The organism is Nostoc punctiforme PCC 73102 (genome assembly GCF_000020025.1).
GTDB lineage: Bacteria > Cyanobacteriota > Cyanobacteriia > Cyanobacteriales > Nostocaceae > Nostoc > Nostoc punctiforme.
This window is the reverse complement of record NC_010628.1, coordinates 4,828,110-4,840,612: the sequence shown is the minus strand read 5'-3', so window position 1 is coordinate 4,840,612 and position 12,503 is coordinate 4,828,110. Positions and strand designations below refer to the sequence as shown.

The 12,503-nt window shown below is 39.0% G+C and carries 7 protein-coding genes; 4 read left to right on the top strand and 3 right to left on the bottom strand.

What is annotated here, in order from left to right:
* The first annotated feature begins 329 nt into the window (after window positions 1-329).
* Window positions 330-1,301: a germacrene-A synthase gene (locus NPUN_RS19355; protein WP_012410187.1), complete on the top strand. Its 972-nt coding sequence runs from the start codon at window positions 330-332 to the stop codon at window positions 1,299-1,301.
* A gap of 173 nt (window positions 1,302-1,474) precedes the next feature.
* Window positions 1,475-2,866 carry a cytochrome P450 gene (locus NPUN_RS19350; protein ID WP_012410186.1) on the top strand — a complete coding sequence of 464 codons (1,392 nt, stop codon included), beginning with the start codon at window positions 1,475-1,477 and terminating at the stop codon, window positions 2,864-2,866.
* 122 nt (window positions 2,867-2,988) lie between these two features.
* Here the strand turns inward: NPUN_RS19350 and NPUN_RS19345 are convergent, their stop codons facing one another.
* Together NPUN_RS19345 and NPUN_RS19340 are read right to left on the bottom strand one after the other, a co-directional pair.
* Window positions 2,989-8,604, bottom strand: coding sequence for an ATP-binding sensor histidine kinase (locus NPUN_RS19345; RefSeq protein WP_012410185.1), 5,616 nt, complete (start codon window positions 8,602-8,604; stop codon window positions 2,989-2,991).
* Between the two features lie 605 nt (window positions 8,605-9,209).
* The gene (locus NPUN_RS19340; RefSeq protein WP_012410184.1) at window positions 9,210-9,863 is read right to left on the bottom strand and encodes a response regulator; all 654 of its coding nucleotides are present in this window, start codon (window positions 9,861-9,863) and stop codon (window positions 9,210-9,212) included.
* Window positions 9,864-10,195: 332 nt separating this feature from the next.
* On the opposite strand from NPUN_RS19340, the gene lipA reads away from it, so the two are divergent.
* A complete protein-coding gene (lipA, locus tag NPUN_RS19335) occupies window positions 10,196-11,116 on the top strand; it encodes a lipoyl synthase (protein WP_041565513.1) in 921 nt (306 codons plus the stop codon).
* Window positions 11,117-11,340: 224 nt separating this feature from the next.
* Entirely contained in the window at window positions 11,341-11,490 is a 150-nt protein-coding gene (psaX, locus tag NPUN_RS19330) for a photosystem I protein PsaX (RefSeq protein WP_012410182.1), read from the top strand.
* Window positions 11,491-11,511: 21 nt separating this feature from the next.
* Here psaX and NPUN_RS19325 read toward each other — a convergent pair whose 3' ends face one another.
* On the bottom strand, window positions 11,512-12,378 hold the full coding sequence (locus tag NPUN_RS19325) for a branched-chain amino acid ABC transporter permease (protein ID WP_012410181.1): 867 nt from the start codon (window positions 12,376-12,378) through the stop codon (window positions 11,512-11,514).
* Window positions 12,379-12,503: the final 125 nt, after the last annotated feature.

Here is a 12,503-nt window from a genome sequence, read left to right as displayed (position 1 = left end):
AGTCATTATTACCCTTGTCTTTTTATAAATGTAGTGCTAATGTTACGTTGTTGATACCCATCAGTTAACTTTTTCAGTTAGTCAACCATATTGCTCAATGAAGACACACAGAAGTGGCTACTTTTATTTTTTAATGAAAGTATCTAGATAGCTGTTGAAATATTTATATGTGTTTACACACTACTATGTAGTGGCGTAAACGAAACTTGTGCGTTTTAATATATAAATTTTTTAAAAGTTTTTTAAAGGCTCTTTAAAGAATAGTATTGAGCTACTGTCTGTCTGGTAGGGCAACCCATTTTTTCGGTACTTTAAACTAATACATTGTTATGAATCAATTACTTTGCCCTGGTTTGTACTGTCCATTTCCATCTCAGACTAATAAGTATGTCGATGTTTTAGAAGAGTACTCTCTTGAATGGGTACTTCGCTTCAACCTCCTGGCTAATGAATCAGCTTATAAGCGTTTTTGCAAGTCCAAATTCTTTTTCTTAGCTGCATCTGCTTACCCTGATAGCAAGTTTGAAGAATTGAAGATTACACATGACTGGTTGAGTTGGGTGTTTATTTGGGATGACCAATGCGATCTATCAGAGTTAAAAAAGCAACCTGAAGTATTAAATAATTTTCACCAAAGATATTTAGAAATACTTAACGGTGCAGAACTTACAAGCCAGGATACACTATTCAGTCATGCATTAATTGACTTACGAAAACGAACTCTCCAAAGAGCTAGTATAAAATGGTTCAATTACTTCATCAGCTACTTGGAAGACTACTTTTATGGGTGTGTTCAGGAAGCAACCAACCGCGCAAAGGGAATTGTACCCGATCTAGACACTTATATTATGATACGAAGGTCAAGTGTAGGTGTTTATGCTGTTCTCGCATTGTCTGAGTTTTGTAATCAGTTCATCATTCCCGATGTTTTAAGAAATCATCACCTTGTCAAAAAGCTGGAACTAATTACAACTGACATTATTGCCTGGTCTAACGATATCTTTTCAGCATCCAGAGAAATAGCTAGTGGTGATGTTCACAATTTAATATTTGTACTGCATTATCATAAAAAAATCTCTTTAGAAAAAGCAATAGAACAAGTGGTAAAAATTCATAATGAGGAAGTACATTCTTTGATAAAAGTAGAATCATCTCTTTCATTTTTTTCAGAAGAATTAGATGTTGAAATTACAAAATATATATCAGGGATGCATAGTTGGATTCGTGGTAATCTCGATTGGTGTTACGAGTCTTATCGCTATCATAATTTAGAAAGGCTAGAGCTAACAGAGTTCAAATAAAAAACTTCCACTCTAGATTGACTAGCCAAAGTAGTGAAGCAGTGAACTTGTAACAAATAGTAATTAACATGCTTTCAAGTTGGATGTAATCAATATTTAAGCTGCTACTTTAACAAGTTAAGGTAGTAAGAATAAATGACCATTAGCTCACTACAATTTAAAACAAGAACTAGATGCAACTACCTAATATTCTCAAAAGTCCTTCTTTACTACAAAAGCTTCATTGGGTTAGTGACCCTATAGGCTATATGGAAAATGCAGCCCAGGAATATCCTGATATTTTTACTGGAAAGATAGTCGGGTTTGGGGATACAGTGGTCTTTGTGAACCACCCCCAAGCAATTCAGGAAATTTTAACTAACGATCGCAAAAAGTTTACAGCTGTCGGCGAACTCAACGGAATTTTAAAGCCTCTTTTGGGGGATAATTCAGTCCTGATGCTAGAGAGCGATCGCCACAAACGCCAACGACAACTCGTGACACCCTCTTTTCATGGAGAGCGGATGCAAGCTTATGGTCAGTTAATCTGTAATGTGTCTAAAAAAATCTTTAACCAGTTACCACTAAATAAGCCCTTTGTAGCTCGTAATCTAACAAAAGAGATATCTCTGCAAGTCATTTTACAGTCTATCTTTGGCTTTTATGAGGGAGAAAAAATTCAAAAACTTAGGCAACTATTGCCATTGTTGTTAGAGCTTTTTGAGTCACCTCTTAGTTCTAGTTTATTCCTTTTCTCATTCTTGCAACAGGATTTAGGAGCTTGGAGTCCTTGGGGAAATTTCTTGCGCGTTCGAGAGAAAATTGATCAATTTCTCTACACTGAAATTGCCGAGTGTCAACAACAAGCCGATCCAGAACGCATCGATATTCTCTCTTTACTAATATCATGTCGGGATGAAGCAGGCCAACCGATGACAGATCAGGAGTTGCGCGATCAGTTAATAACCCTTATACTTGCTGGCTACGATACTACTGCAACAGCAATGGCTTGGGGATTGTACTGGATTCACAAACAGCCTTTAGTCTGTGAAAAACTGCTTCAAGAACTGGATACTCTCGGTGATTCCCCAGATCCTATGAGCATTTCCCGACTACCATATCTTACAGCTGTCTGTAATGAAACCTTGCGAATTCACCCCGTCACGATGTTTTCGTTTCCCAGGGTAGTGCAAGAACCCCTGGAATTATTGGGACATTCTTTAGAGCCTGGAACTATACTGCTTCCCAGTATTTATCTTACTCATCATCGCGAGAATTTATATCCCCAATCTAAGCAATTTAAACCAGAACGCTTTATTGAACGTCAATTTTCTCCCTATGAATTCCTGCCCTTTGGCGGTGGTGTCCGTCGTTGTATGGGCGAGGCTTTGGCTCTATTTGAAATAAAGCTAGCATTAGCAACCATTGTGTCACACTATCACTTGGCGCTAGTTGATCAGCGGCCAGAGCAACCTCAGCGTAGAGGTTTTAACCTTGCCCCAGGCAGTGGAGTCAAGATGGTAATGACCGACCAACGTGCGCGTAAAGAATCTTTAATTAATATGACAACTACACCCCTATCCTAGTTGGTTTTCAAGTTAAATTGATGGGTAAGCAAATTTGTAGTAATAAATTTAGTGCTTAGAAAATAATAACTAAAGTTATTACTACAAATCTTGTTGGAAATATTCTTGCTTACCTACTTAGTCTAGATATCTGACTGTTGCATCGGGATCTCAATCACAAACTCAGTTCCCTTTCCTAATGTAGAGTCGCAGGTTAAACGACCCTTGTGTTTGTCCACAATAATCTGATAGCTAATGGACAACCCTAAGCCTGTGCCACTTCCTACCGCCTTGGTAGTAAAAAATGGGTCAAATATTTTCTGCTGCACCGCTTTTGTCATCCCAAAACCATTATCGGTAATTCGAATTATCGCCGTATTAGAATCTGTTAGTTCAGTAAAGATGTGGATTTTTCCTACAAAATCAGAAGCCGATGATAATGAATCTTCTAAAGCATCGATTGCATTACTCAGGATATTCATAAACACCTGATTCAGCTGACCGGGGTAACAAATAACTTCCGGTAATTTTCCGTATTGTTTGATGACTTCAATTTCAGGAAAATTGCTATTTTCTTTAAGTCGGTGTTGTAAAATCATTAAGCTGTTGTCTATTCCCTCATGAATATCTACAGGCTTCATCTCAGATTCATCTAGGCGAGAAAAATTACGTAAGCTCAAAACGATATTTCGGATACGCGAACTACCCACTTTCATTGAATCTAGAATCTTTGGCAAGTCTTCTGATAGAAAATCTATATCAATCTCCTCATATTTCTCCTCAACTAAAGGCGAAGAATGGGGATATTCCTGCTGATAAACAACTAGCAAATCAAGCAAGTCTTGGACATACTCACCCGCATGATTAATATTGCCATGAATAAAGTTAATAGGATTATTTATTTCATGAGCAATGCCCGCAACCATTTGTCCTAGAGAAGACATTTTTTCACTTTGAATCAATTGAATTTGGGTACGCTGTAGTTCCTGTAAAGTCTCTTGTAAACAGTTATTTTTATCGTTGAGTTCCTGCGTTCTTTCCTGGACTTTTTCTTCTAAAGTATGGTTATATTCCTCCAAGCTTTCTTTAGCTTTGGCCAAATTTTTGTAGAGGATAGCATTCTCTAGGGATATTGCTGCTTGAGTGGTGAGGAGTTTAAGTACTTCTACACGATCGCGGGTAAAGGCTCCTGTTGTCAGATGATTTTCTAGGTAAAGAATCCCAATCAATTTACCTTGATTTACAAGAGGTATAGACAACAAACTCTTAGGTTCTTCACTAATAATGTAGTTATCGCTTGCTAGAAAAGAAACAGATGTTGTATCATCAATTACCAGTATCTCTCTGGAGCGTTTAACGTAGTTAATCAAAGTAATGGGAACATCGTAGCTCGACTCAAGGGAAGTTGATGGAAATTCAGTGTAGGTATACTCAAAATTTGAACTTGAACAAACAGCTGTGACAGTTAATGCTAAGTTATCACCTTCGCTCAAAATTAAAGCGCATTTAGAGGCTCCTGCATTCTCCATAACAACTTCCATCAAAGTAGAAAGTAGTCGTTCAAGCTCGATTTCTCCAGAGAGCGCTTGAGATGCTTTAATGAATGCGGCTAAATCCAGAGAATCAGAAATACTTGTCTTAGAGCCAATAACAGTTTGCTGATTACTCAGAGTAGATAAAGATGATATAGATGTGTTATTCAAAGAAACGCTTTCCTGGCTGGACTTGATACTTACTTTTTCTTGCTGGAATATAGGAGCAAGTAATTGAGGATAGCGTTTTGCCAAATCATCAACTTTGGCTAACGCTCCCCAGCGAACGTAGCTATAATAAGCATCTGTTAGATAGGTTTGGGAAATTTTATGTTTACCCCATTCGAGATAAAATTTTGCGGCAAGCTCTTGAGCGAGTGCTTCTTCATGAATATACTCATGTTCTTTGGTAAGGAAGATCGCGCGATCATAAAATTCCATTGCTTCAAGATATTGACCACTAATCCGATACTTTTCGGCCTCTACAATATAATATTTATGTAAATAATTCATTGGAGCATGATGTGCCCAACACTCCATTTTTTGCTGATTTGCTTGAACCTTATTCAGAATTAAATTTTGCTCATAATCCGATGCATCAGGGTATGCAGCCAGTCGTGCTAGTGAATCATATAAGTAGAAAATAGGAGTTACTTGCTGTCCTATTCCACCTTGTAAATACTTTTCTGCTAAAGTAGCATTTTCCAAGGCTAAAGGATATTCCTGAAATAGGTAACAGAGATGTAGTTTACTTACATATAAATAGAAAATACCCATTATATCATTGGTGTCAATGTAAAACGGCAACATTTTTTTCTCGTTGTAAGCTTCACCCATTAAATAACAGGGATTCACTGCATTTCCCAGTAAATTCAAGACACTCTGTTGGTGGATTTTAATCCAGTTAAATACTGTTTTTTGGTTGATTTGCCTGACAACATTGCTGTAATTTTCTATCTCCCTTTCTAACCCTATGAGTTCTTTACCAATAAAATATGAAGAGTAGGAATAAGAGTGAAGATAATAAGCTGCATATTCTAAATCTCCTATTTCTAGTGCGGCATAGTAACCTTCCATTAAAGGTTTTAATACTTGTCTAGTATGTTCTTTCCAATGCCGAATGGTTGTGTTAAATCCCAGCATAATTTTAGCTTTAACATCTTTAGCATTCAGCTTATCCACTAGACTCCCAGATAGTTTGCCAAATTGATAACCAGACTCAATATCTCCGACTAGTCCGCTCAGTATTAACCCGTAATTACTATAGCCAAAGGCAGATAAAGGAGCATTACCATATTTGAGCGATAACTCGATTTGTTTCAGAACAATTAGCGGAAAAAGTTTAGGAGCAACTGCATAGGTAATAGGGGTTGCAGTTGATAGTATACGCATTATTGCCAGAGGTTGAGCTTCGATCATTTCCGGCAGATTAATTAAGTCCCCAATGAGTCTTTCATTGAGATTTGACGTTAATTCTGCCATTGCTAACTGAATATCAGACTGGCTTGGATGTTCAGGAAACTCCACTCCCAAAAGTTTCAAAAAGGTTAGGGCAGTATTTACGGCCTCCAGTGCTTGGTTCTGCGCCCCATAAGCCTGAATTTTGACTTCATAAACTTTTACTTTTTCTAGTAGTGGTTTACGTACCAACACTACCTCTGCTAATTGTTCCATCTGTTCAAAGTTGCCAGCTAAATATGCTGCTTCTGTCGCAGTCTCATATAAAGCCAGGGTAAGATAATGTTTCGTCTCCCAACTATCATCTGCCAGCAGTTGGATACCAGTAGTTAAATACTTAAGGGCTGTAGGATAGGCTGTTGATGCTAAAGCTTTACGTCCAGCAATTAGATTCATCTGGGCTAGTTCATCTCGTTTAGCTTGAGGGGAGATGAATTCCACTGCAATATTAAACTGATTGACAAGCTCAAAAATCTTTTCTTCCTGTTCTGCAACTGGAATATTGTTTAATAACAGTAGCCCAATTTTTAAGTGAATTGGCTTTTTTTGTTCTTCAGGAATCAAAGAATAAGCTGCTTGCTGCACCCGATCGTGTACGAATTTATATTTAGGTAGCTGTAAGTTAGAACTGGAAAATTCTATAGATTCTATTCCATGAACAATGAATTCTTGATTAGTATTTTCTTTCGCAAAGATATTGTAATTTTCAGTCTGTGGTAAAATTAGTCCATCAAGTAAGGCTTGCCACAAATCCGAGGCTGTATCTACTACAGATTTTTCGTTGACGATCGCTAGACTCTTTAAGTCAAATTGATTACCAATACAAGCCGCTAGTTTCAGAACCTTTTGGGTATATATTGGCAATTTTCCTATTTGTAGGGCAATAAATTCTACTACATCATCTGTGAGAGCTAACTCTTTAACTTTGGAAATATCATACTGCCAATGACCAACATCAAAGTTTAATATAATTAGCCCATCATCGTGTAAAGACTTGAGGAATTGGACGGAAAAGAATGGGTTGCCTTTGGTTTTGGCAAACACCATCTGGGTGAGCGGAACTGCGACTACTTCAGCACAATGCAGAGTATCAGCAATGAGATGATTTAAATCACCCTGATTTAAAGGTGATAAGGTAATTGTATTAATAGCTGCTCCGGCTTTTTCAATTTCCTGTAGTGTTAAATAAAGCGGATCTACTTTGAAAACTTCATTGTCTCGATAAGAACCAATTAACAATAAACCTCCCTGACTCTCATGTGTGTGTTCTGCATTTTCTGCCAAAGAAGATGAAATACTCTCACACATTAGTAACTGAATTATTTTTAAAGATGCTGTATCTGCCCATTGCAAGTCATCAATAAAGATAACTAGGGGATGTTCTTTAGTTGTAAAGATTTGAATAAATTTTTGAAACAATAAATTGAAACGATTTTGAGCAGCACTGCCAGAGAGGTCTGTAACCGGAGCTTGCTTACCAACAATTTGTTCGAGTTCAGGGATTACATCGATAATTACCTGAGTCTGTGTACCCAATTCCCGCAGGATTTTGGCTTTCCATTGTTGAATTTGGGCATCAGTTTCTGAGAGTAGTTGCCCGATTAAATCTCTAAAAGCTTGCACCAATCCTGATAAGGGAATGTCACGTTGAAACTGGTCAAATTTTCCTTTGATGAAGTAACTACGCTGTCGCACAATAGGTTTGTGAACTTCATTGACCACAGCAGTTTTGCCAATGCCAGAGAAACCTGCAACTAATATCATTTCTATTGCCCCTTCAGTTACACGCTTAAAAGCAGCGAGTAGGGTTTCAACTTCACCTTGACGACCATAGAGTTTTTCAGGGATTACGAAACGGTCTGAGATGTCCCTCATTCCTACTTCAAAGGGTGCAATATTTCCTGTTTCTTGCCACTGCTTTTGGCACACCTCTAAGTCATGCTTTAACCCCAAAGCACTCTGATAGCGGTCTTCGGCGTTTTTCGCCATCAGCTTATTGATAATTTCAGACAAAATTGCTGGAATCTTAGAATTAATGCGGCTGGCTTTTAGCGGTTGTTTGGCGATATGAGAGTAAACTAACTCCATCGGATCTTTAGTAGTGAAGGGTAACTGTCCGGTGAGGAGTTGAAAGAAGGTAATACCAAGGGAATAAAAATCAGTGCGATAGTCGATACCCCGGTTCATCCTTCCAGTTTGTTCTGGAGAAATGTAAGCCAGAGTACCTTCTAAGATGTTGGGATTCGTGAGAAATTGAATTTCTCTTGGTAGGAGGGTGGCAATACTAAAGTCGATGATTTTTACTTCATCTGTGGTAGGGTTTATTAGGATGTTGGCAGGCTTGATATCTTTGTGAATGATGCGATCGCGATGTAGCCCCTCAAGGGTAGAAGCAATTTTAATAGCAATATTGAAAAACTCATTGAGAGAAAGATAGTTTTCCTTATTTTCCTTATTCTCTATTCGCCAATCTTGCAGGGAAATACCACCAAAATCTTCCATCACTAAGATGTAGCTGTTACGGTAGCTTTCTAAGCTATAGGTTTTGAGTATGCCAGGAATATCGAGGTTTTTGGTGATGATATATTGATTGCGGAACTGAGCGATTTCCGCGAACGTAGGATATTCATTCCGCATTAATTTGAGAACGACTGGTTTTTGGTCTTGTTCTCTAATGCCCCGATAAACTAGAGTTTTACTACCTGAGTATATTTGCTCGGTGATGTGATAGCCTGGAAACGAATATAATGTATCTAATACTACTAACATTGCAGCCTATGCTCATAATTCTTGTTTCTATGTCTTAGTATTCCCGTGCGAAGGCTATCATTATCATGAAATAATAATTTTATTTGTTTAATTTCTATTAATAAAAATAATTTTTTAATAAATATATTTTCTTGAACAATATAATTTTGAATAAACTAATTTGGTATAAAAGTATAAGTTTGTCAAAATATTATTACTAGATTTATCTGGTAAATATTCCCTATTACTGTTTTCTATCTGTAGGTTTACTAGCAAGCTCTGATGCAGATTGTATATGTGGGAGACTAAGCAATAAAAAGCCTGCCGTTTTTCTTAGGTTAAGAGCAAACTGCGGCAGGTTTAGTGGGTCTAGGGCTGTTTCAGTAGACTAACAACTAATACTATTTATTTTTGAAAATGCACCTATAAAACTTACACAAAATTACATGTAGAGGCAATTCATGAATTACCCCTATATGTAGTTTTTTGCTATTTTTGAATTTTGCTGTCAACGATGGTTTGTCAAGATAAGTATTTTGAATTAACTATTTTTACCCGCTTTTAATCGGACACCCATTATGATGAACGGGTTATTTCGGCTGCGATAATAATAATGAACACAAATGCTACTTGATTTTTTGTTTAATAAAGGTAACAACTTGAGTTAGCTGTTTCTTCAAGCCATCGATTTCAGCCTGCATTTTGACAATTTTCTCGTTCAACGCATTAATTTCTGCCTCCGAGACTCCTCCGGCAGTAGGGGTTGCGTTGCTTGCCGCCGTAGGCATCGCACTACTGGCAACAGTAGGAGTTGCTAACGTAGCAGTTGCAACACTAGAAGTTGCAACTGTGCTATTTTTAACAGCAACCCCTGCTCCGACTGCTACTAATTCTGGGCGCGGCAGTTTCGCCTTAGTCATAGCTAACTTAATTGCGTTAATTAGTTGCTTCTGATCGAAAGGCTTGCCCAGAAATTCAAAGTATTCAAAGGGTTCTGTGATTTTCTCAGTTACCTCTTCCTTGCGACCAGACATGATCACCAAAGGAATTTTCCTTAATTCCGGATCGGCTTGGACTTTCTGGAAAACTTCCCAGCCACTCATTTTAGGCAGCAGGAAATCCAGCATAATCAGGCTGAGTTTTTCCTGAAGAATAAAATTTAGTCCTTCTAAACCGTCTTTTGCTTCCAGTACCTCAAAATTGCCCGGAGGCAACATTTCTCGTACTTTTACCCTGACAACTGTAGTGTCATCGATAACTAAAATCTTGTTGCTTGCCACGACTGTTTGCTCTAACAGAAACTTTAAGTGTAAATAGCGGCTTTGCCGATTGTCCTTGAGAATCCTCCCACTATATACAAAATTTCTAGCAATTGGGGGATAGTATATTTCGGTATAAATGACATTCCTAGAGGTGTTTTGTAAAACTTTTGCTGGCGCTCTTTTCGATTTATGTCATGGTGATATTTAAGGCTTTAGCTTTGTTCTAAGGCATAAAGCATATAAGGACACGGAGACACGGAGATATTAAGACCGTTTCCTGCGTCTATTCTTGTCTATCATTTGTCCATTGAAAGACCACTACTTTATATCCGTATCTTGCTTGGATGTCTATGATTTCGTCACAACAAGCCGAACTAAAGTCTGAAATTGCGGCAATGCCTAGCTGGTTACGTCGCCCTATCGGTAAAGCCAGTGAAATCTCTACCGTACAACGCATTATTAAGCAGCGCCAAATCCACACAATTTGCGAAGAAGGTCGCTGTCCCAACCGGGGAGAGTGCTATGCCCAAAAAACTGCAACTTTCTTGCTAATGGGGCCTACTTGCACACGCTCTTGTGCTTTTTGTCAAGTAGATAAAGGTCATGCACCCATGCCTCTTGATTTAGAGGAACCCCAAAAGGTTGCACAGGCAGTACAGCTTTTAGGATTGCGTTATGTAGTGCTGACTTCTGTCGCCCGTGATGACTTGCCCGATCAGGGCGCAGGTCACTTTGTGGAGACGATCGCTACTATCCGCCAGTTGAATCCAGAGACTCAAATTGAGGTGCTGACCCCAGATTTTTGGGGCGGTGCAGGTGTAGGAGAATCAGGTCAACGCCAACGGATAGCGATGATTGTAAAAGCCAAACCAGCTTGTTTCAATCACAATATCGAGACAGTGCGGCGGTTAACTGGGCCAGTGCGCCGGGGAGCCAAATACGATCGCTCGCTTTTGGTACTTGCTATGGTTAAAGAAATCGATTCGACAATTCCTACCAAATCAGGTTTGATGCTGGGACATGGCGAAACACTTGATGAAGTCGTCGAAGCAATGGCTGATTTAAGGGCTGTGGGGTGCGATCGCTTGACTATCGGGCAGTATATGCGTCCTTCTTTAGAACATCTCCCAGTCCAAAAATATTGGACTCCAGAGGAATTCGATCAACTCGGCAGATTAGCATGGGAAATGGGATTCAACCATGTCCGTTCTGGGCCTCTGGTTCGCAGTTCCTATCATGCTGGAGAAGAGGGAGTGGGAAATGAGGAGTAGAGATGAAGCAGGGGAGGCAGGGGAGGCAGGGGAGGCAGGGGGAGCAGGGAAAAAATAACTAATGCCCAATACTTCGGCTTCGCTCAGTACAAGTGCCCAATGCCCCATTCCCCATTCCCCAATGCCCAATTTCCAAATTCACACAAATATTCTTAAAGAATTTGGGTATTTGGTACGCCAGTTTGGTATTTCTTAAAAAGTCATGACATTAGGAGAATCGCATTATGACTGCTAAAACAACGAAGAATCCTGCAAATTCCGCAGTTGCCGACAGTGGAGCAAAACCTCCCTACGCCTATCGCACAGGCTGGGCAATATTCTTGCTAGCGATCAATTTCTTGGTAGCGGCGTACTATTTCCACATTATTGAATAGTTAGAAGTGGAATGGTGCTGCTCAAATCGTTCCTTTGAATAAACCTTTGGGACGAATGAGCAGCACCAAAATCATGATCAACAGTGCTACACCTTGTTTATACTGTGAACCCAGCCAAGGGGTGCTAATTTCTTGGACAATGCCAATGATAAAAGCTGCTGCGATCGCACCATAAGGGTTGCCAATCCCCCCAAGAATCACTGAGGCAAATAACGGTAAAATTAAGAACCACCCCATATTAGGACGCACGGCTGTAATCAACCCATACATACTGCCTCCCAATGACGTAAGAGTGCCAGCAATTAGCCAAGTCCAGAAAATTACTCGGTCAACATTAATACCTGAAACCCTGGCTAAGTCCAGATCGTCAGCAACTGCTCGCATCGCTTTACCAATTTTGGTATTTTGCAGCAGGTAATGCAGCGCGAAAATTGCTAGTATCGCTAACCCCAATACCAATAATTGATTTTGCGGTACTTTTAAACCAAAAATATCTAAAGCTGTGGTAACAGGTAAATTATAATTTTGGTTCTTGCCACCCCAGATAAAAATAATCCCATTGCGAAGAAATAAGGCAAGCCCGATAGAAATAATAATCAACGTAGTGGAAGTAGCACGGATCGAGCGCATCTTTGACCACAATAACTTTTCCGATAACAGCATTGCTGCTACTGTCCCCACCGCCGCCAAGATCATTGACAGCCAAATATTTACTCCAATACTATTGATCAGCCAAGTAAGATAGGCTCCTAAAGTTAAAAAGTCACCATGAGCAAAGTTAGATAACCGTAAAATTCCATAAGTAAGAGTCAGTCCGACTGCGGCTAAAGCAATAATGCTTCCTACTGCAATCCCATTGATGATTAGTTGCGCGAATTGTGTATCCATAAGTCTTAAGTTGCTTTCACAAATTTTAGGTCAGTGGTTCACATAATAATTTTTTTGGACTAGCTGCTAAATTCGACATCATAAGTTATGGTTTATAACAACATAAGTTATGGTTTATAAATAAA